Source organism: Streptomyces sp. HP-A2021, assembly GCF_022807935.1.
Lineage (GTDB): Bacteria > Actinomycetota > Actinomycetes > Streptomycetales > Streptomycetaceae > Streptomyces > Streptomyces afghaniensis.
In genome coordinates this window covers 1732378-1752366 of the sequence record NZ_CP094344.1, presented here as the reverse complement: position 1 = coordinate 1752366, position 19989 = coordinate 1732378, and the positions used below count along the sequence as shown (strand labels likewise).

Sequence of the window (19989 nt, the reverse complement as noted above, 5' to 3'; positions counted from 1 at the left end):
TTTCAGTGACTGGGGTACCAGATGGTGACCAAGCAGGTGAGGGACGACCTGCCGGAGAACGCGGATCTGCGGCGGGCCGACTCCCTGGCGCGGGAGATCTTCTCGGACGTGGCCAACAAGTGGGCGCTGCTGATCATCGAGGCCCTCGGTGAAGGCACTCTGCGCTTCAGTGAGTTGCGCGACGAGGTCGAGGGCGTCAGCCACAAGATGCTCACGCAGAACCTGCGGATGCTGGAGCGCAACGGCCTGGTGGACCGGAAGGTGCACCCCACCGTGCCGCCGAAGGTCGAGTACACGCTCACCGAACCGGGCCGGGCCCTGCGCGCCACGGTCGACCTGATCTGCGGCTGGACCCACCAGTACCTCGGGCACATCGAGTCGGCGCGCGGCCGGTTCGACGCCTGACCGGCCCGGGGCGTCAGCTCGCGACCAGTTCCCGCACCTGCCGCCGGGCCGGGGTCTTCTCGACCCGCGAGGTCCGGTACAGCCACAGCACATCCCGTCCGAACGACCACACCAGCAGGCCCAGAGCCAGGGCCGCGACCCCGAAGTTGGCCGCGTACGGCAGCAGACCGGCGCCCGCCAGCAGCAGCAGCACGCCCTGGAGCGCGGCGACGGTCTTGCGGGCGGTGCTCGGCGGGAGGGCGGCGGTCAGCCAGGGCCAGACCCGGGCGGCGGCGACGAAGACGTACCGCATCCCGCCGATCAGCAGCACCCACGGGCCCAGTTGCATCGACACGTACACGCTCAGCACCAGGATCAGGAACGCGTCGACCTCCATGTCGAAGCGCGCGCCCAGCGGGGTCGAGGTGCCCGTGCGGCGGGCGACCTTGCCGTCGACACCGTCGAGGATCAGGGCCACCGCCGTCAGGCCCACGAACAGCGACACGGGCGGCGAGCTCTGGAAGGAGTCCGCGACCAGCGCGGTGACCCCGCCGACGAGGGTGGCCCGGCCGAGAGTGACCCGGTTCGCCGCACCGAACGAGCGCAGCCGGGAGCGGTGCAGGGCCCGGGAGAGCACCGCCCAGGTGGCGATCGCGAACGCGAGGCCGGTCAGCCAGCCCGCCGGGCCCATCCCGATCGCCGTACCGATCAGGGCGAGCAGCAGGATCTGTACTCCCGCCCCCACGGCGGTCTCCTGCTGTACGAGCCTCGCGTCGTAAGTGTTGTTCAGGGCCACCGAACACCCTCCGGCCGTGTGACAGAGTCGATCAACGCCGCTACCTTGTGCGCGGCCTGTGCACCCCTCGGTACGCAAGCAGCTTCCCGATCGTTCAGGAGGACTTCGATGAAGCACACCGGACGCGCGTTCTGGATCGACTCGCCCGGGCGAGGCGGCATCCGGGACGTCAGCCTGCCGGAGCCCGGCGAGGGCGAGGTGCTGGTCCGCACGCTGTACTCCGGCGTGAGCCGCGGCACGGAGACGCTGGTCTTCCGCGGCGGCGTGCCGGAAAGCCAGCACACGGCCATGCGGGCGCCCTTCCAGGAGGGCGACTTCCCGGGCCCGGTGAAGTACGGCTACCTCAGCGTCGGCGTCGTGGAGGAGGGGCCCGAGGCCCTCACCGGCCGTACGGTGTTCTGCCTCTACCCGCACCAGACCCGCTACGTCGTCCCGGTGAGCGCCGTCACACCCGTACCGGACACCGTGCCGGCCGAACGGGCCGTCCTCGCGGGGACCGTGGAGACCGCCGTCAACGCCCTGTGGGACGCCGCGCCCCTGATCGGAGACCGGATCGCCGTGGTCGGCGGGGGCATGGTCGGCTCGTCGGTGGCCGCCCTGCTCGCCCGGTTCCCCGGCGTCCGCGTCCAGTTGGTCGACGCCGACCCGGGCCGGGCGGACATCGCCAAGGCCCTGGGTGTCGGCTTCGCCTCCCCCGAGGACGCCCTCGGCGAGTGCGACCTGGTCGTCCACGCCAGCGCCACCGAGCAGGGCCTCGCCCGGTCCCTGGAACTCCTCACCGCCGAAGGGACCGTGCTCGAACTGAGCTGGTACGGCGACCGGAAGGTGAGCCTGCCGCTCGGCGAGGCCTTCCACTCCCGGCGGCTCGTCATCCGCTCCAGCCAGGTCGGCACCGTCTCCCCGGCCCGGCCGGACCGCACCTACGCCGACCGGCTCGCCCTCGCCCTCGACCTGCTCGCCGACCCGGCTCTCGACGCCCTCGTCACCGGCGAATCCGCCTTCGAGGACCTGCCGGACGTGCTGCCGAGGCTCGCCTCCGGCGAGATCCCCGCGCTGTGCCACCGCGTCCGCTACGACCAGAGCGCCTGACCGGAGATGCGACCAGAGTGCCTGACCTGAGAAAAGACGAGAGCGCCTGACCTGAGAAAAGACGTACCGGAGGCTGAACAGGGGAAGGCAAGGAGCCGTAATACACGGCATCCCCGGCAGCTGGAGCGGGGGAGCAGACGCGCCGCACCTGGAGGGTCGTCCGTTGTTCAGCATCACCGTCCGCGATCACATCATGATCGCCCACAGCTTCCGTGGCGAGGTCTTCGGACCGGCGCAGCGCCTGCACGGGGCCACGTTCCTCGTCGACGCCACGTTCCGGCGCGAACAGCTGGACGACGACAACATCGTCGTCGACATCGGCCTGGCGACCCAGGAACTCGGGGCGGTGGTCAGCGAGCTGAACTACCGCAACCTCGACAACGAGCCCGACTTCGCCGGAGTCAACACCTCCACGGAGTTCCTCGCCAAGGTCATCGCCGACCGGCTCGCCGAGCGCATCCACAAGGGCGCGCTGGGCGAGGGCGCCAAGGGCATCGCGGGCCTGACCGTCACGCTGCACGAGTCGCACATCGCCTGGGCGAGTTACGAGCGTGCACTGTGACCGACACGACGATCGAACGGCCCGGGCAGACCGGACCCGTGCCTGCGCGGCTGAATTATGTTCCCGTGCAGCATGCCGCCCTGAAGAACGCCGAGATCATCCCCATGTCCCTGCGCACCGTGCACTTCGTGCTGCCGGGCGGCGTCGACGACCCGGCAACGCCGAGCGGCGGCAACGCCTACGACCGGCGCGTCTGCCTGGACCTGCCCGGCTTCGGCTGGCAGGTCACCAAGCACGCCGTGGCCGGTGACTGGCCCCGTCCGGGGGCGGCGGCCCGTACGGAACTCGCCCGCGCCCTGAGCGGCTTGCCCGACGGCGCCGTCGTCCTGCTCGACGGGCTGGTCGCCTGCGGCGTCCCGGAGATCGTCGTGCCGGAGGCGGAACGGTTGCGCATGGCCGTCCTCGTCCACCTCCCGCTCGGCGACGAGACCGGGCTCGACCCGGCCGTGGCCGCGGACCTCGACGCCAAGGAGCGGGCGGTGCTGCGGGCGGTGCCGGCGGTGGTCGCCACCAGTGACTGGGCGGTCCGCCGTCTGGTCGCCCACCACGGCCTCCCCCCGGAGCGGGTGCACGTCGCGGCCCCCGGCGCCGACATCGCGCCGCTCGCGCCCGGCACCGACGGTGTCTCACGGCTGCTGTGCGTGGCCGCCGTGACCCCGCGCAAGGGACAGCACCGGCTGGTGGAGGCACTGGCCACGGTGGCCGACCTGCCGTGGAGCTGCGTCTTCGTCGGCAGTCTCACCCAGGACCCGGAGTACGTCGCCCATCTGCGGTCCCTCATCGCCGAGCACGGCCTTCAGGACCGGCTGGAGCTGGCGGGAGCGCAGTCCGGCGCCGCACTCGACGCCAGTTACGCCACCGCCGACCTGATGGTCCTCACCTCCTACGCCGAGACGTACGGCATGGCCGTGACCGAGGCACTGGCGCGCGGCATCCCGGTCATGGCGACGGATGTCGGCGGGCTTCCCGAGGCGGTCGGCCGCGCCCCCGACGGCGGTGTGCCCGGCATCCTCGTCCCGCCGGAGAACTCCGCCGCCATCGCCGCCGAGCTGCGCTGCTGGTTCGGCGAGGCGGACGTACGCCGTCGCCTCAAGGCCGCAGCCCGCAGCCGCCGCGCCGCCCTCGGCGGCTGGGCGACGACCGCACAGAGCCTGGCGGCGGTACTGCGCCGGCTTCCGACCGACCCCCGGAGGGCCGCATGACGAACCCGGTGACGACCCAGCACAGCGGGACGATCCCGGCCCAGCCCGGACCGAGGGAGGCTGCCGAGTCGATGGACGGAGTGATTCCGGGTGCCGGCCCCAGTGGGAATCCCGGCGCCCGGCCCACCGTGAAGCTGCGTGAGGCCAACCCCGACGATCCGCCCCGCTACGCGCCCGAGTGGCTTCAGTTGCGGGAGCCGGCCGATGCCGCCGCGCGGGCGCACGATCTGCTCGACCCCCTGCGCATCCGGCTCGCCAACCTGCCCGGCAAGTCCGGCGGTGTCGTCATCCACGACCTCGGGTGCGGTACCGGCTCGATGGGCCGCTGGCTCGCCCCCTGCCTGGACGGCGCGCAGCACTGGATCCTGCACGACCGCGACCCCTATCTGCTGCACTTCGCCGCCGTCGCCTCCCCGCGCTCCGCGGCCGACGGCAGCCGGGTCACCGTGGAGACGCGGCGCGGTGACGTCGCCCGCCTCACCGCGGACGCCCTGCACGGCGCGTCCCTGGTGACCGCGTCCGCACTGCTGGACGTCCTCACCCGCGAGGAGATCGACGCCCTCGCCGCCGCCTGCGCCGGAGCCGGCTGCCCCGCCCTGCTGACGCTGTCCGTCGCCGGCCGCGTGGAGCTGACGCCGTCCCATCCGCTGGACTCGGAGATCGCCCAGGCGTTCAACGACCACCAGCGCCGCGACGGTCTGCTCGGTCCGGACGCGGTGACGGCGGCGACCGAGGCGTTCTCCGAGCACGGCGCGACCGTACGGCTGCATCCGAGCCCCTGGCGGCTCGGCCCCGAGCAGGCCGCGCTCACCGAGCAGTGGCTGCGCGGCTGGGTCGGCGCCGCCGTCGAACAGCGCCCCGACCTGCGTGCCCGGGCGGACGCCTACCTGGCCGAACGCCTGGCCGCCTGCGCCGCGGGCCAGTTGCGCGTCACCGTCCACCACACCGACCTCCTGGCCCTGAACCGTCCGGCGGGCGGAGCGTCATGAGCCCGCAGGCGACGGGCACGACGGAGATGCCGCGGGGTGCGCCGACGGCCGTGTGCGAGCGGCCGACGCCCCTCGACGCGCAGTGGTTGCCGGAAACCGGCGGCGACCCGGGTCCGTCCACTGCGTCGGCCACCCCCTGCGGCAACGAGGCCGACGCCACCGCCGCTTCGTCTCCCCGTCGCCCGATCCGTACCGCCCTCGCCCGCCTAGGCTCCCCCAAGGTCCGTACGCATCTCGGCACCCTCGCCGGCGTCGTCATCCTCGGCGTACTGCTCTGGCGGCTCGGCACCGGCGTCTTCCTCGACGGGCTGGGCCGGATCGACACCGTGTCGGTGCTGCTCGCGCTCGGGATCGGGCTCGTCACCACCGTGTTCAGCGCGTGGCGCTGGGCGCTCGTGGCCCGGAGCCTCAGGATCCGGCTGCCGTTCGGGCCGGCCGTCGCCGACTACTACCGGGCGCTGTTCCTCAACGCGGCGCTGCCCGGCGGGGTGCTCGGCGACGTGCACCGGGCGGTACGGCACGGGCAGAGCGAGGGGGATGTGCGGCGGGGCGTGAAGGCCGTCGTCCTCGAACGGGCCGCCGGACAGATCGCGTTGTTCGCCGTCGGGGCCGTGGTCCTGCTGACCATGCCGTCCCCGGTGCTGGACCGGGCCCGGCACATCGCCCCGCTCGCGGCCCTGGCCGCACTCGGCGCGGTCGCCGTCGTCCTCGCCCTGCGCATGAACCGCGCGGCGCCCTCCCACCGGGGCCGGGCGCTGCGCGCCATGCTCGCCGAGGCCCGCGAGGGGCTGCTGTCCCGCCGCAACGGGCCCGGAGTCGTGGTCTCCTCCGTGGTCGTCCTGGCGGGCTACGTCGCCATGTTCGTCCTCGCCGCCCGCGTCGCCGGAGCCGCCGCCTCCGTGGCCGTACTGGTGCCGCTCGCGGTCCTCGCGCTGCTGGCCATGGGCCTGCCGCTGAACGTCGGCGGCTGGGGCCCGAGGGAGGGGGTCACCGCCTGGGCGTTCGGCGCCGCGGGCCTGGGCGCCGGCCGGGGACTCGCCGTCGCGGTGGTCTACGGGGTGCTCAGCCTCGTGGCGAGCCTGCCCGGCCTGATCGTGCTCGTCGTCCGCTGGTACGCGGGCCTGCGGGCCGGGTCCCGGTCAGCCTCACCGGCCCCCGGGCCCGGCCCCGCGACCTTGTCCGGCTACCCGTCGGAGGTCAACAGCGAGAAATACGCCCCGAAGGAATCCGCCAGGCTCGCCAGGAGTTCCTTCCCCTTTTCCGCCGAACCCAGCGAAGGACGGCCGATGACACCGGAATCGGTATAGCCGGACATGCCGAGGGTGAGCAGATGACGCCGGTCGTCAGCGACGAAATCGGAAGTCTCATAACCGGGTCGGAGCATTTCGGGATGAGCGTGCAGAAGGATGGAGGTCTCTATTTCCCCCGCGTGCATGTCGGTGAGCAGCGAGGCGACCACACCCGCCCGCTCCCGCGCCGCCTCCCAGTCCTCCGGGGCCGGGAACAGCGCCATCCGCTCGCCGCGGGCGGAGGATTCCTGAACGACGTTGCCCAGTACGTAGTTTCCGCCGTGCCCGTTGACCACCACCAGGGCGTCGACGCCGGACCGGCGGAGCGAAGCCGCTATGTCCCGTACCACCGCATGAAGGGTCACCGAGGAGATGCTCACGGTCCCCGGCCAGGCCGCGTGCTCGTGCGAGCAGGAGATCGTCACCGGAGGAAGGAGGTGCACCGGGTACGCGCCGGCTATCTCCCGCGCGACGGCACAGGCGACGAGCGTGTCGGTCGCCAGCGGAAGATACGGACCGTGCTGCTCGAAGCTCCCCACGGGAAGCACCGCGACCTGCCGTGAGACACCGGCGCCCCGCGTCCGTACGTCTTCCGTGGTGTCCGCCGGCACCAGATCACTCATAACGTCACGGCCTTTCGTCTCTGCTTAGGAACTCGAGAATCATGACAGAAAAAATTGGCGTACTCGGCAAGAAGTCACCGCAGCGGACCGGCGTGGAACGCGTTGTGAATGCGCCCTTGCCCACCGTGTACGGGAAATTCCAGGCGGTCGGCTACCTGGACCACGACCGCGGTGACGAACAAGTGGCGCTGGTCTACGGCGACCTCGGCACGGACGACGTGCTCATCCGGCTGCACTCGGAGTGCCTGACCGGCGACGCCTTCGGCTCCCAGCACTGCGAGTGCGGCGACCAGCTCGACGCCGCCCTGCGCGCGGTCGTCGCCGAGGGCGCCGGTGTCGTCGTCTACCTCAGAGGGCATGAAGGCCGCGGCATCGGCCTGCTCGCCAAGCTGCGCGCGATGGCACTCCAGGCGGAGGGCCTGGACACCGTCGAGGCCAACCTCGCCCTCGGCCTGCCGGTGGACGCCCGCGACTACGGCGTGGCCGCCCGGATCCTGGAGGACCTGGGCGTCAAGTCCGTCCGCCTGATGTCCAACAACCCGCGCAAGCGCGAGGCGCTGGTGGACCACGGCATCGAGGTCGCCGAGCAGGTGCCGCTGCTGATCCCGCCGTGCGAGAACAACATCACCTATCTGCGCACCAAGCGGGAGCGCCTCGACCACCACCTGCCCCACCTCGACGCGGTGGTCAGCTCCTCCTGAGGGGGCCGGGGCCGGTTCCGGTGCCCCGCGACGTGACCCGGACGCATTCGTACGCGACCCGCGGGCGGGCCGCGTACGCTGCGTGCGTCCGTCCCTTGAGCGTCGGCCCTCAGCGGCCGACGCCTCACGTCCGGAGGCCCACCTGGTATGACCGAGCTCCATCTGTGGCTGCGCCACGAGGCCCGAACGACCGAGCGACGCACACCGGTCGTGCCCGACGACGCCCGGCGGCTCGTCGAGAACGGAGTGGCACTGACCGTCGAGGACTCCCCGCAGCGGGTCTTCCCGATCGAGGAGTACGAGGCGGCCGGCTGCCGCGTCGCCCCCGCGGGTTCGTGGGTGTCGGCCCCGCGGGACGCCGTCGTGCTCGGCCTGAAGGAACTGCCCGGGGAACCGGCCGAACTGGCGCACCGGCACATCTTCTTCGGCCACGCCTACAAGGGCCAGCCCGGGGCGGCCGGACTGCTGCGCCGGTTCGCCGCCGGCGGCGGGGCGCTGTTCGACCTGGAGTACCTGGTCGACGACACCGGGCGGCGCCTCGCCGCGTTCGGGTTCTGGGCCGGTTACCTGGGCGCGGCCCTCGCGGTGCTCCAGCACCGCGGCCGGCTGCGGGCGCCGCTGACGCCCACGACGAAGGAGGCACTGGACGAGACGCTGAAGCCCTCAGCGGACGACGCCGGGTTCACCGGCCTGGTCATCGGCGCCCTGGGACGCAGCGGCCGCGGCGCCCGGACGGCCTTCGCGTCCGCCGGTGCGGACCCGACCTGCTGGGACCTCGCCGAGACCCGCGCCCTGGACCGCCGCGCCCTGCTGGAGCACGACGTGATGGTGAACGCGGTGCTCGCCACCAGCCCGGTCCCGCCCTTCCTCCGCGAGCAGGACCTCGACACCCCGGAGCGCCGCCTGCGCACCCTGTGCGACGTGACGTGCGACGTCGGCTCCCCGCTCAACGTCCTTCCGGTGTACGACGAGACCACCGACTGGGACGAGCCCGTCCGCCGCCTGCGTGAGGAACCCCCGCTCGACCTGATCGCCATCGACAACCTGCCCTCCCTGCTGCCGCTGGAGTCCAGCGCCGACTTCTCGGCCGCCCTCCTGCCCCACCTGCTCGGTTTCGGCGTCACCGGGCCCTGGGGACGCTGTCTGGACCGGTTCCGTCAGGCATGCCGTGAACACGGCCTCGACAAGGGGGAGATCCTTGACCACTGACCCGGTACCCGCGAGCGGCACCGTCCACTGGATCGGCGCCGGCCTGTCCACGGGCAGCGGCCTGGCCGCGCTGTGCGACACCGCCGAGCGCGTACGGCTCTGGCACCGCACCGAGAGCCGCGCGGCCGACGCCCTCGACCGGCTGGGCCTCGCCGGACGGGCCGAGCCCCGCGCGTACTCGCTGCCCGCCCTCGCCGCCGAACTGGCGCCCGGCGACGTCGTGGTGTCCATGCTGCCCGCGCCGGAGCACGCGCCGCTGCTCGCCGAGTGCGTCCGGCTCGGGGCGCACTTCGCCTGCTCCAGCTATGTGTCCCAGGCGGTCCTCGAGCAGGTGCCCGCCGCCGAGAAGGCCGGGATCGCCGTCCTCACCGAGGCCGGGCTCGACCCGGGCATCGACCACCTCTTCGCCCACGCCCTCGTCGCCCGGGCCCGGGAGGCCATCGGCGACGAGACCCCCGCCTCGTACACCCTCACGTCGTACTGCGGCGGCGTCCCGGCCGTCCCGAACGACTTCACGTACCGCTTCAGCTGGGCACCGGCGGGGGTCCTCAACGCCCTGCGTTCCCCGGCCCGTTACATCGAGGGCGGCGCCGAGACGGTCGCCGACCGCCCCTGGGAGGCGACCCGGAGGCACGTCGTCGACGGGGAGACCTTCGAGGTCTACCCCAACCGCGACAGCGTCCCCTTCGTCGAGCAGTACGGACTGCCGGACGCCTGGACACCGCGCACGTTCGTACGCGGCACCCTGCGTCTGGAGGGCTGGCTGCGCGCCTGGGACGGCGTCTTCGAGGAACTGAAGAGGGGCGACGACGCGCGGATCACCGCCCTGGCCCAGGAGCTCGCCGCCGCCTACCCCACCACGGACGACGACCGCGACCGGGTCGTCCTCGCCGTGTCGCTGGACGTCCGCGCCGAGACCGGGCGGACCTGGGCGGGCGGCTACCTCCTGGACCTGGTGGGCGACGGGCGGGAGAGCGCGATGGCCCGCTGCGTGTCGCGCACCCTCGCCCTGGGCGTCCGCCACGTCCTGGCCGGTTCGCTGCCGCCGGGCCTGAACCGGGCCGCCGAGACGGCGGCCCGGTCCGAACAGTGGCTGCGGGAACTGGTCCGGGACGGCGTCGAGTTCACACTCCGCGTCGACCGGTAGCGGGGGTCAGCCCGACACGGCCTCGTGGACGAACCTCTTGAGGTCGCGGAACACCGTGTGGGAGGACCTGGGCCGCACCTGCGTCATGAACTGCACCGTCAGGTCGCGGCCCGGGTCGACCCAGAACGTCGTCGTGGCCACCCCGCTCCAGCCGTACGCGCCGAGCCCGGAGGGCGCCTGCGTGCGGGACGGGTCGATCACCACGGAGACGTTGAGTCCGAAGCCGACCCCCTCGTTGCCGGGCTCGTCGTGGGCCGGGCGGCTGCCGAAGGCACGCAGGTCGGCACCGCCGGGCAGATGGTTGCGGGTCATCAGGTCCACCGTCTCCGGGGCGAGCAGCCGGACGCCGTCGAGTTCGCCCCGGCGGCGCAGCAACTCCATGAAGCGGTGGTAGTCGTGGGCGGAGGCCACCATGCCGCCACTGCCGGACAGGAACCGCGGCCGGCCGCCGCGCAGCGGCAGCCCGGCGATCCGCTCGATGCCGCCGCCCTCCTTCTCGCCGTACATCTCGGACAGCCTGGGCGCCTGCTCGTCCGTGACGTGGAACCCCGCGTCCGTCATGCCGAGCGGCCCGAAGATCCGCTCGGCGCAGAAGACGTCGAGCGGCTGCCCCGACACGACCTCGATGATCCGGCCCAGGACGTTGCTCGCCACCGAGTAGTTCCACTGCGTGCCCGGCTCGAACTGCAACGGCAGGCGCGCGTACTCCTCGATGGTCTCGGCCAGGTCCGCGCCCGGCCGTACCGACGACTCCAGACCGGCCTCGCGGTACAGGGCGTCCACCGGGTGAGTGTGGTAGAAGCCGAAGGTCAGGCCCGAGGTGTGGGTCATCAGGTGCCGGACGAGTATCGGGCCGGCGGCCGGGCGGGTTCTGACGTCGGCCCCGGAGCCGGCGACGTAGACCCGGGGGTCGGCGAACGCCGGCAGGTGGTCGGCGACCGGGTCGTCCAGCGACAGCCGGCCCTCCTCGACCAGCAGCAGCGCGGCGACCGCGGTGACCGGTTTCGTCATGGAGTAGACCCGCCACAGCGTGTCCGGCTCGACGGGCTGCCCGGCCGCGATGTCACGCAGGCCGTGTGTCGTGAGGTGGGCGACGCGTCCGGCACGGGCGACGGACACGAGGAATCCCGGCAGCCGGCCCTCCTCGACGAGAGAGGCGAAGTGCCGGTCCAGGCGGCTTAGCGCCTCCGGATCCAGCCCGGCCTCACCCGGGTCGACCTCTTGTCGCAGCTGTGCCATCGATCGTCCTCCGTCGCGCTCGTCGAGGTGAGTTCCGGCATACCCCGACCGGACCGCCTCAGACCTCATCCTCGTGCAGGAACCATTCGTGATCACGTAGGAACGGCAACACACGTAGGAACGGCAACTTGATCCGACTCGTGCACGGCACGTCCTAGGTTCCGGGTCGCAGGACCGATGGCCGATGTCAGGCGGCGGCCGGCCTCCTAGGCTGCGAGGCGGATCGCCGCCGCAGACCAGGACGCCACGAGAAGAGGTCGCCATGCCCGTGAACGGTCGCAGCCACATCCGGATCGCCCGTCCCTCCCGCGACCTCGCGGCGGCCGAGCGGTTCTGGCGCGAGGGGCTCGGGCTCAGTGTCGTGTGGCGGTCCGAGGGCGGATCCGAACCGGGCCACCACGACCTGCTGATGCTCTGCTGGCCCGACGCCGACTGGCATCTGGAGCTCGTGCACGAGGCGGCCCGGCCGGTGGAGCCCCGCCCCACCGAGGAGGACCTGCTGGTCGTCTACGCCGACGACCCGATTCCGGAGGACCTGATCGCCCGCTTGGAGCGGCACGGCGGCAAGCGGGTCCAATCCCCCAACCCCTACTGGAACGAATGGGGCGTCACCGTCGAGGACCCCGACGGCTATCGCCTGGTGCTGTGCCGCCGGGCCTGGTCCAACAGCTGACGGGAACCCGCCGGGTCCACGAGGACCCGGCGGGGGAGCGGCCCAGGCTCAGGCCGTCACCTTCTCCGGCTCCGTCGTCGCCCGGGCCGGGCGTACACCCAGCGCCTCCGTCGGAACCCGGTGCGTCTCGCGGGCCGACAGCGCGGCGATGACCGGCGGCACGCACAGGGCCGCCGTGAACAGGGCCACCGCCGACCAGTCGTCGCCGCCCGGCCCCGCGATCCGCGCGGCGAACGTCACCGCGAAGCCGGCCGCCGCGAAGCCGATCTGCGTGCCGATGGCCACGCCGGACAGCCGGACCCGGGTCGTGAACATCTCGCTGTAGAAGGCGGGCCACACACCGTTCGCTGCGCTGTAGACCACACCGAAGCAGAGGATGCCCAGCAGGAACGTCAGCGGGTACGAGCCCGTGGAGACGGCCCACAGGTACAGGAACATCGTCACCGCGCTGCCGGCCGCGCCGATCAGGTACACCGGGCGGCGGCCGATCCGGTCGGACAGCATGGCCCAGAGCGGGATCGCGGCGAGTGCCACGAGGTTGGCCAGGGCACCCACCCACAGCATGGCAGTGCGCGACATGCCGACCGCGTCGCTCGTGGCGTACGCCAGAGCCCACACCGTGAAGATGGTGCTGACCGAGGCGATGAGCGCGCCCGCGATCACCCGCAGCACGTCCGCCCAGTGCTCGCGCAGCAGCACCACCAGCGGCAGCTTGACGACGCCCTCCTCGGCGGCCTGCTGGGCGAAGGCCGGGGTCTCGTCCAGCCTGCGCCGGATGACCCAGCCGACGACGGCGACCGCGACGCTCAGCCAGAACGGCACCCGCCAGCCCCAGGACAGCAACTGGTCCTCGGGCATGGCAGCGACCGGGATGAAGACCAGCGTGGCCAGCAGTTGGCCGCCCTGCGTGCCGCTGAGGGTGAAGCTGGTGAAGAAGCCGCGCCGGCCCGGCGGCGCGTGTTCCAGTGTCATGGAGTTGGCGCTGGCCTGTTCGCCCGCCGCCGAGATGCCCTGGAGCACCCGGCACAGCACGAGCAGGACCGGGGCGAGCGTGCCGACGTGGTCCCGGGTCGGCAGACAGCCGATCAGGAACGTCGACAGGCCCATCAGCATCAGCGTGAAGACCATGATCTTCTTGCGGCCGAGCTTGTCGCCGAAGTGCCCGAGAATCAGCGCGCCTACCGGGCGGGCGGCGTACGCGACGCCGAACGTGGCCAGCGACAGCAGGGTCGCGGTGGCCGGGTCGGACTCGTCGAAGAACACCTCGGGGAAGATCAGCGCGGCGGCGCTGCCGTAGATGAAGAAGTCGTAGTACTCCAGCGCGCTGCCGATCCAGGCGGCGGTCGCGGCTTTCCTGGGCTGACCGGGCGGGGCTGCGGCCCCTCGGGGCGTGGCGGGGACGGACACGGCGGCTCCTTTGGGGGCTCCACCATAGGCGGAGTGAACAGAAGGGAGAGCGAAGGGGACGTGCCGGATCGCGGCTAATTAACCCACTGGGTAGTTACTAGGGGATGGCTAGGGATGCTGCGCCCGTGTGCCGCCGGTGTCAAGGGGTCGTGCGCCGGACGTTCGACGCCGGACGTTCGACGAAACAGACGGTCAGTCCGCCGCGCGCTCCGCCGTCAGATACGCGATCACCATGTCGCCCAGCATGGTGCGGTAGTGCGCGCGCTGCGCCGGGTCGACCAGGTCGCGGCCGAACAGCGCGCCGAAGGTGTGCCGGTTGGAAACCCGGAAGAAGCAGAAGGAGGAGATCATCGCGTGCAGGTCGACGGCGTCGACCTGCGCCGTGAACAGCCCTGACCTGCGGCCTTCCTCCAGGATGCGGCGGATCACGTCCAGGGCGGGGGAGCCGATCCTCCCGAGCTTCTCGGAGGCGGCGATGTGCTGTGCCTCGTGGATGTTCTCGATGCTGACCAGGCGGATGAAGTCCGGGTGCTGCTCGTGGTGGTCGAAGGTCACCTCGGCCAGGCGCCGGATGGCCGCCACCGGGTCCAGGTGCTCGACGTCGAGCTGCTGCTCGGCCTCCCGGATCACGCCGTAGGCCCGCTCCAGCACGGCCGTGAACAGCTGTTCCTTGCCGCCGAAGTAGTAGTAGATCATCCGTTTCGTGGTGCGGGTGCGGGCGGCGATCTCGTCGACCCTGGCCCCGTCGTAGCCGGCCCGGGCGAACTCCTGGGTGGCCACGTCGAGGATCTCGGCCTGGGTGCGGACGGCGTCACGGACGCGCTCGCGCTCGCCAGGACGTGCCGGTTCTTCGACGCTGGTCATCAGGTTCCTTCGGGCGGAGGGGCCGGTGCCGGTGATTCTAGGAGCAGCGGCCGGATCCCACCGGGGGCTTCCCGTGGTCGAGCTCGGCTGATATAGCTAACGTACTAGTTCGTACATTAGTGACCGCTCGGGAGGCCCGTGTGCCCAAGGACTCGTATCTCGTCGGACTGATCGGTTCCGGCATCGGCCCGTCGCTCAGCCCGGCGCTGCACGAGCGGGAGGGCGACCGGCAGGGCCTGCGCCTGCTGTACCGGTTGATCGACATCGACCCGCTCGGGGTGCCGCCCGAGGCGGTGGGGGATCTGGTGCGAGCCGCCCGCGACCTCGGGTTCGACGGGCTCAACATCACGCACCCGTGCAAGCAGCTCGTCATCGAGCACCTGGACGCGCTCGCCCCGCAGGCGGAGGCGCTGGGCGCGGTCAACACCGTCGTCTTCGAGGCCGGCCGCGCGGTCGGCCACAACACCGACGTCACCGGCTTCGCCGCGTCCTTCGCGCGCGGGCTGCCCGACGCGCCGCTGGAGCGGGTCGTGCAGCTGGGTGCCGGCGGCGCGGGCGCGGCCGTCGCGCACGCCATGCTCACCCTCGGCGCCGAGCGGGTCACCGTCGTCGACGCCCTGCCCGAACGGGCCGCCGCCCTGGCCGAGGCCCTGAACCACGCCTTCGGCCAGGGCCGTGCCGGCGCCGCGACCCCGGACCGGCAGGCGCGGCTGCTCGCACAGGCCGACGGCATCGTCCACGCCACGCCCACCGGCATGGCGGCCCACCCCGGCCTGCCCCTGCCCGCCGAACTGCTCCACCCCGGGCTGTGGGTCGCCGAGGTGGTCTACCGCCCGCTGGAGACCGAACTGCTGCGCACCGCCCGCGCGCTGGGCTGCGCCACCCTCGACGGCGGCGGCATGGCCGCGTTCCAGGCCGCCGACGCGTTCCGCCTGTTCACCGGACGGGAACCCGACGCCGCGCGGATGCTGGCGGACCTGACCGAACTGGCCGGAGCCGTAGGGGCATCGAACTGAAGAGAGGTATCGACGTGCGTACGTCCATCGCCACCGTCTCCCTCAGCGGATCCCTCACCGAGAAGCTCACGGCCGCCGCCCGGGCCGGCTTCGACGGGGTGGAGATCTTCGAGAACGACCTGCTGGCCAGCCCCCTCACCCCCGAGGAGATCCGCGCCCGCTGCGCCGACCTCGGCCTCTCCATCGACCTGTACCAGCCGATGCGGGACATCGAGGCCGTCCCCGAGGACGAGTTCGCCCGCAACCTGCGGCGGGCCCGCCACAAGTTCGAGCTGATGCGCAGGCTCGGCGCCGACACCGTCCTCGTCTGCTCCAGCGTCTCCCCGCGGGCGGTGGACGACGACGCCCTCGCCGCCGAACAGCTGAGCCGGCTCGCCGCCATGGCCCAGGAGTTCGGCATCCGGGTGGCCTACGAGGCGCTCGCCTGGGGGCGGCACGTCAGCACGTACGACCACGCCTGGCGCATCGTGGAGTCGGCCGCCCATCCCGCCCTCGGCACCTGCCTGGACAGCTTCCACATCCTCTCGCGCGGCTCGGACCCCAAGGGCATCGAGGACATCCCCGGTGAGAAGATCTTCTTCCTCCAGCTCGCCGACGCCCCGCTGCTCGCCATGGACGTCCTCCAGTGGAGCCGCCACTACCGCTGCTTCCCCGGCCAGGGCGGCTTCGACGTCGCCGGCCTGCTGCGGCACGTGCTGCGCACCGGCTACGACGGCCCGCTCTCCCTGGAGGTCTTCAACGACGTCTTCCGCCAGGCCGAGGCCGGCCCGACCGCCGTCGACGCCCGGCGTTCCCTGCTGGTCCTCCAGGAGACGGTGGGCCGGGCCGCCCTGCCCGAGCCCGTCGTCCCCACCGGCGTCGCCTTCGCCGAGCTGGTCACGCCCGACGCCGAACCCCTCACCGCCCTGCTCGGCGCCCTCGGCTTCACCCGCACCGCCCGCCATCGCGGCAAGCCCGTCGCCCTGTGGGAGCAGGGGGACGCCCGGATCCTCGTCAACACGGGGCCGATGGTTCGCCGGGACGGCACCCAGCTCGCTGCGATCGGGCTGGAGTCACCGGATCCGGCCGCGGCGGCCCGGCGTGCGGAGGCGCTGCTGGCGCCCGTCCTGCCGCGGCGCCGGGCACCCGGGGACGCCCCGCTCGACGCGGTCGCCGCCCCCGACGGCACGGAGCTCTTCTTCTGCGCCACCGGCCGTCCGGGCCTGCCCGACTGGCGGGCCGACTTCGAGGACACCGGCCCGGCAGCCGTCCCCGCGACCGTCCGACGCATCGACCATCTCGCCCTTGTCCAGCCCTGGCACCACTTCGACGAGGCGGCCCTCTTCCACCGGGGCGTGCTCGGCCTGCACGCCCAGGAGAGCGTGGACGTCGCCGACCCCTACGGTCTGCTGCGCAGCCGTGCCGTGACCAACGCCGACGGCAGCGTCCGGATCGCCCTCACCGTCGGCGCCGCGCCCACGGACGACACCGTCCACGCCCAGCACATCGCCCTGGCCACCGACGACGTGGTCGCCTCGGCCCGCCGCTTCCGGGAGGCCGACGGCGGTCTGCTGCCCGTCCCGGCGAACTACTACGACGATCTCGCCGCCCGCTTCGAGTTCGCCGACGGCGAGCTGGAGACCTACCGCGACCTCGGCATCCTCTACGACCGCGACGCCCACGGCGTCTTCCGCCACTGCTACACCCGCACCGTCGGCCGCGTCTTCTTCGAACTGGTCCAGCGCGACGCCGGCTACCGGGGCTACGGCGCCCCGAACGCCCCGGTCCGGCTGGCAGCACAGCACACGGCACGGGCGCTCACTGGCGGCTGACCGAGCGGGTGATGCCGGTGACGACCGTCGTGGCCAGGATCCAGCCCGTGAGCACCAGCGTGTAGGAGAGCCACTGGTACCCGTCGGTGGGGCCGAACGCGCCCTCCTGCCCGAAGGAGATCACCGGCAGCAGCAGGTCGAGCGTGTAGAAGACCGGGTTGAACTGCGGGGCCTCGTCGGCCTTCAGCGGCTGCGGGTGGTGCAGCGCGAAGACCACAGAGCCGATCACCAGCAGGGACACCAGCCAGCCGGCGGCGCGCAGGGGCCGGAAGCCGTAGCCGACGGCCGCGTCCTGGACGTGGCCCCACAACCGGCCGTACCACGGCAGGGTGCCGCGACGGCGGCGCTGCTTGGCGAGCTGGACGACGCGGGCCGCGTCGTCGTCGCCGATCCGGCGGTAGGCAGCGGTCAACTGCTCGTAGGCGTGCGGGACATAGCCCTCGCGGTCCCGCTCCAGCATCGCCAGGCGCCGCTCGGCGGGTTCGTGCGGGGTGAGGGAGGTGTAGACGAGGCTGTTGAGCAGGACCTCCTCGGGGACCACGTCCGGTTCGAGGAACAGGACGTCCAGCTGGGCGCGGCGCAGGTTGAGGGCGCCCGTCATGGGAGGGCTCCTGCGCAGCCAGAGTTCCCCGACGGTGCAGCTGCTGGCGCGCAGTGCCGTGTCACCGGGGTTCGCCAGCCGCGCGTGGGAGAGGTCGAGGCGGCCCGCGATCCGGGCGCCGCGCAGGCCGATCCAGCCGAGGACGTCGACGTCGCGCAGCAGCACGTCGCCCTCCACCGTGAGCGTCTCCGCGTCGAGGGCGGCCTCACCGGTACCGGCCTCCAGCCGCGCCCCGTTGAGGTCGATCGTCCCGGCGACCGAGGCACCTGTCAGGCGCAGCTCGCCGCGGGTGCGCAGTCCCTGCGCCGACAGGCCGTCGCCGATGGTCACGTGGTTGAGCTGGAGCGCGGGCTGATCGGTGGGCCGTTCGTCGATCCCGGCCCTGTCCATGAACAGCGCGCCGGAGATCTGCGCCCCGCCGAGCCGGACGGGCCCCTCGAACAGGCAGTCCGACATGCGCAGCACGCCGTCCACGCGGAGGGTGGCTGCGTCCAGCCCGGGCAGGACGGAGTCGCGCAGGTTCAGCTGCCGCAGCCGCGCCCCGTACAGGACGGGGACGTCCTCGAAGGAGCAGCCGCTGAGGCGCACGGCGTGGTCGACCTCTGCGTACTTGAGGTCCAGCGCGCCCGTGATCCGCGCGCCCGCCAGCCGGAGGGCGGCCGTCTCCCCGTCCTCCTGCGGGGCGCTCAGCAGCAGGGCCCGCAGCACGGCTGCCCGTACGGTCCGTTCGGGTCCCCAGTCGGCGCCCCGCGCCGGGTCCTCGTCCGCCGGCCCCCGGAAGTCCACGTCGTCCCCACGCGGAAACGCGCGCCACACCCGCTCCTCGGCGGGTGTCATGTCCTCGATCTCCATCAGCGGGGACTCTGACGCGCCCGGCCGGAGGCTGTCAACTCACCTCCGGCCGGGGTCTGTTACGCCCTGGTGTTCCACTCCGCGATCACGGGACGCCCGTGCTCGGTCGAGAGCCGGCTGACCGTGCCCGTCTCCAGCCGGAACAGCCGCCCCTGTGACGGCGGCAGGCCCAGCCGGCGGGCCGTCAGGACGCGGAGGAAGTGGCCGTGCGCCACCAGCAGCACATCGCCCTCGGGCAGCGCGTCGGCCACCCGGGACAGCACCCGGTCGGCGCGCTCGCCGACCTCCTCGGGGGACTCGCCCGGCTCGCCGTCGGGTCCGGGCGGGCCCCCGTCGGTCCACAGGTCCCAGTCGGGACGGGTGCGGTGTATCTCCTCGGTGGTGACGCCCTCGTAGGCGCCGTAGTACCACTCGTGCAGGTCCGCGTCCCGCACGGTTCCCGTCAGGCCCGCGAGTTCGGCGGTGCGCACCGCGCGGCCGAGCGGGCTGGTGAGGACCAGTGCGAAGGAGCGGCCCGCCAGCAGCGGAGCCAGCGACTTGGCCTGCCCCTCGCCGTTCGGGGTGAGGGGCAGGTCGGTGAAGCTGGTGTGCTGTCCGCTCCGGCTCCACTCGGTCTCGCCGTGGCGGACCAGCAGCAGATCGCCCACGTCCTACGCCTTCTTCGCGGACTCGACGGCGTGGCCGCCGAACTGGTTGCGCAGCGCCGCGATCATCTTCATCTGCGGCGAGTCGTCCTGCCGGGAGGCGAACCGGGAGAACAGGGAGGCGGTGATCGCGGGCAGCGGCACGGAGTTGTCGATCGCGGCCTCCACGGTCCAGCGTCCCTCGCCGGAGTCCTGGGCATAGCCCCGCAGGTTCTCCAGGTGCTCGTCCTCGTCGAGCGCGTTGACCGCGAGGTCCAGCAGCCAGGAGCGGATGACGGTGCCGTCCTGCCAGGAGCGGAACACCTCGCGGACGTTGTCCACGGAGTCCACGGCCTCCAGCAGCTCCCAGCCCTCGGCGTAGGCCTGCATCATCGCGTACTCGATGCCGTTGTGGACCATCTTCGCGAAGTGCCCGGCACCCACGCTGCCCGCGTGGACGAAGCCGTACGGGCCCTCCGGCTTGAGCGCCTCGAAGATCGGCCGGAGCCGGTCGACGTACTCCTTCTCGCCGCCGACCATCAGGGCGTAGCCGTTCTTCAGGCCCCACACACCGCCCGAGACGCCCGCGTCGACGAAGCCGATGCCGCGCTTGCTCAGCTCCTCGGCGTGCTTCTCGTCGTCCGTCCAGCGGGAGTTGCCGCCGTCGACCACCGTGTCGTACGGCTTGAGGAGGTCCGCCAGACGGTCGATGACGTGCTGGGTGGGGTCGCCGGCCGGGACCATGACCCAGACCGTGCGCGGCGCCTCCAGCTGGTTGACGAGGTCGGCCAGGCTGGCGACGTCGGACTTGTCCGGGTTGGTGTCGTAGCCGATGACGGTGTGGCCGGCGTTGCGCAGGCGCTCGCGCATGTTGCCGCCCATCTTGCCGAGGCCCACAAGACCGATCTGCAT

At 72.5% G+C, this 19989-nt stretch carries 19 protein-coding genes and 1 pseudogene; 12 read left to right on the top strand and 8 right to left on the bottom strand.

The features are described from left to right. Positions 1-21: 21 nt before the first annotated feature. Positions 22-405 (top strand): helix-turn-helix domain-containing protein, encoded by a 384-nt coding sequence (locus MQE23_RS07945; RefSeq protein WP_020274346.1) that lies wholly within the window; start codon positions 22-24, stop codon positions 403-405. Between the two features lie 13 nt (positions 406-418). Here MQE23_RS07945 and MQE23_RS07940 read toward each other — a convergent pair whose 3' ends face one another. Beyond that, positions 419-1180 (bottom strand): CDP-alcohol phosphatidyltransferase family protein, encoded by a 762-nt coding sequence (locus MQE23_RS07940; RefSeq protein WP_020274347.1) that lies wholly within the window; start codon positions 1178-1180, stop codon positions 419-421. A gap of 108 nt (positions 1181-1288) precedes the next feature. On the opposite strand from MQE23_RS07940, the gene MQE23_RS07935 reads away from it, so the two are divergent. From MQE23_RS07935 to MQE23_RS07915, 5 genes and pseudogenes are all read left to right on the top strand, one after another. After that, complete coding sequence (locus tag MQE23_RS07935) at positions 1289-2269, top strand: zinc-binding alcohol dehydrogenase (RefSeq protein WP_020274348.1); 981 nt, start codon at positions 1289-1291, stop codon at positions 2267-2269. 163 nt (positions 2270-2432) lie between these two features. Then, complete coding sequence (locus MQE23_RS07930) at positions 2433-2831, top strand: 6-carboxytetrahydropterin synthase (protein WP_243378660.1); 399 nt, start codon at positions 2433-2435, stop codon at positions 2829-2831. Continuing rightward, positions 2828-4033: a glycosyltransferase family 4 protein gene (locus MQE23_RS07925; RefSeq protein WP_037670748.1), complete on the top strand. Its 1206-nt coding sequence runs from the start codon at positions 2828-2830 to the stop codon at positions 4031-4033. Before MQE23_RS07930 ends, MQE23_RS07925 begins: the two co-directional genes overlap by 4 nt. Beyond that, positions 4030-5022, top strand: coding sequence for a class I SAM-dependent methyltransferase (locus MQE23_RS07920; protein WP_020274351.1), 993 nt, complete (start codon positions 4030-4032; stop codon positions 5020-5022). Before MQE23_RS07925 ends, MQE23_RS07920 begins: the two co-directional genes overlap by 4 nt. After that, positions 5019-6050 (top strand): annotated as a pseudogene (locus MQE23_RS07915) (lysylphosphatidylglycerol synthase transmembrane domain-containing protein); the annotation flags it as partial. The gene MQE23_RS07920 and the pseudogene MQE23_RS07915, both read left to right, overlap by 4 nt. 155 nt (positions 6051-6205) lie before the next feature. Here MQE23_RS07915 and MQE23_RS07910 read toward each other — a convergent pair. Next, positions 6206-6934, bottom strand: a complete 729-nt coding sequence (locus tag MQE23_RS07910; protein WP_082319958.1) for a creatininase family protein — start codon at positions 6932-6934, stop codon at positions 6206-6208. A gap of 41 nt (positions 6935-6975) precedes the next feature. Between MQE23_RS07910 and ribA the strand changes: the two genes are divergently transcribed. The 3 genes from ribA (at position 6976) to MQE23_RS07895 (ending at position 9991) form a co-directional block, all read left to right on the top strand. Continuing rightward, positions 6976-7635, top strand: a complete 660-nt coding sequence (gene ribA / locus MQE23_RS07905) for a GTP cyclohydrolase II (RefSeq protein ID WP_037670750.1) — start codon at positions 6976-6978, stop codon at positions 7633-7635. Positions 7636-7782: 147 nt separating this feature from the next. Next, entirely contained in the window at positions 7783-8844 is a 1062-nt protein-coding gene (locus tag MQE23_RS07900; RefSeq protein ID WP_243378658.1) for a saccharopine dehydrogenase, read from the top strand. Continuing rightward, the gene (locus MQE23_RS07895) at positions 8834-9991 is read left to right on the top strand and encodes a saccharopine dehydrogenase family protein (RefSeq protein ID WP_243378657.1); all 1158 of its coding nucleotides are present in this window, start codon (positions 8834-8836) and stop codon (positions 9989-9991) included. Before MQE23_RS07900 ends, MQE23_RS07895 begins: the two co-directional genes overlap by 11 nt. Positions 9992-9997: 6 nt before the next feature. Here the strand turns inward: MQE23_RS07895 and MQE23_RS07890 are convergent, their stop codons facing one another. Beyond that, positions 9998-11230, bottom strand: a complete 1233-nt coding sequence (locus MQE23_RS07890; RefSeq protein WP_243378656.1) for a serine hydrolase domain-containing protein — start codon at positions 11228-11230, stop codon at positions 9998-10000. 262 nt (positions 11231-11492) lie between these two features. On the opposite strand from MQE23_RS07890, the gene MQE23_RS07885 reads away from it, so the two are divergent. Next, the gene (locus MQE23_RS07885; protein WP_243378655.1) at positions 11493-11903 is read left to right on the top strand and encodes a VOC family protein; all 411 of its coding nucleotides are present in this window, start codon (positions 11493-11495) and stop codon (positions 11901-11903) included. Positions 11904-11951: 48 nt separating this feature from the next. Here MQE23_RS07885 and MQE23_RS07880 read toward each other — a convergent pair whose 3' ends face one another. After that, positions 11952-13310, bottom strand: a complete 1359-nt coding sequence (locus MQE23_RS07880; protein WP_243378654.1) for an MFS transporter — start codon at positions 13308-13310, stop codon at positions 11952-11954. Positions 13311-13502: 192 nt separating this feature from the next. Next, complete coding sequence (locus tag MQE23_RS07875; protein ID WP_020277657.1) at positions 13503-14174, bottom strand: TetR/AcrR family transcriptional regulator; 672 nt, start codon at positions 14172-14174, stop codon at positions 13503-13505. 140 nt (positions 14175-14314) lie between these two features. Between MQE23_RS07875 and MQE23_RS07870 the strand changes: the two genes are divergently transcribed. Together MQE23_RS07870 and MQE23_RS07865 are read left to right on the top strand one after the other, a co-directional pair. Further along, positions 14315-15190, top strand: a complete 876-nt coding sequence (locus MQE23_RS07870) for a shikimate dehydrogenase (protein WP_020277656.1) — start codon at positions 14315-14317, stop codon at positions 15188-15190. A 14-nt stretch (positions 15191-15204) separates the two neighbouring features. Next, on the top strand, positions 15205-17001 hold the full coding sequence (locus MQE23_RS07865; protein WP_243378653.1) for a sugar phosphate isomerase/epimerase and 4-hydroxyphenylpyruvate domain-containing protein: 1797 nt from the start codon (positions 15205-15207) through the stop codon (positions 16999-17001). Here the strand turns inward: MQE23_RS07865 and MQE23_RS07860 are convergent. From MQE23_RS07860 to gnd, 3 genes are read right to left on the bottom strand one after another with little or no spacing between them, the layout of a single operon-like run. Then, complete coding sequence (locus tag MQE23_RS07860) at positions 16988-18454, bottom strand: membrane-associated oxidoreductase (RefSeq protein WP_243378652.1); 1467 nt, start codon at positions 18452-18454, stop codon at positions 16988-16990. The genes MQE23_RS07865 and MQE23_RS07860 overlap by 14 nt on opposite strands. Before the next feature lie 59 nt (positions 18455-18513). Next, entirely contained in the window at positions 18514-19101 is a 588-nt protein-coding gene (locus MQE23_RS07855) for a histidine phosphatase family protein (RefSeq protein ID WP_020277653.1), read from the bottom strand. Positions 19102-19104: 3 nt separating this feature from the next. After that, the gene (gnd, locus tag MQE23_RS07850; protein WP_243378651.1) at positions 19105-19989 is read right to left on the bottom strand and encodes a phosphogluconate dehydrogenase (NAD(+)-dependent, decarboxylating); all 885 of its coding nucleotides are present in this window, start codon (positions 19987-19989) and stop codon (positions 19105-19107) included.